1 protein-coding gene is annotated in these 252 nt (G+C 73.0%); it reads left to right on the top strand.

The genetic code is table 11. The annotated features are described in order from the left end of the window. The coding region (locus G6018_RS15445; RefSeq protein WP_277817790.1) for a UDP-galactopyranose mutase at positions 1-220 on the top strand (220 nt) is incomplete at its 5' end. Between the last annotated feature and the right edge of the window lie 32 nt (positions 221-252).

Below are 252 nucleotides of genomic sequence, written 5' to 3'. Positions count from 1 at the left end.
TGAGCCGTACTACCCGATCAACGAGTCCACCGACCGCGAGCGGCTGGCCCTCTACCGCGACCGCGCCAAGGCCGAGACCGCGGCGAACCGCGTGATCTTCGGCGGCCGGCTGGGCACGTACCAGTACCTGGACATGCACATGGCGATCGCGTCGGCGCTGACGATGTTCGACAACACCCTCGCCCCGCACCTGCGGGACGGGACGCCGCTCGCCGACTGAGGCCCGGCCGGCCCGGCCGCGGCGGGTCGGCC

It is taken from the genome of Dietzia sp. DQ11-44 (assembly GCF_014145205.1).
Classification (GTDB): domain Bacteria; phylum Actinomycetota; class Actinomycetes; order Mycobacteriales; family Mycobacteriaceae; genus Dietzia; species Dietzia natronolimnaea.
This window is presented reverse-complemented; position numbering and strand designations above follow the sequence as displayed.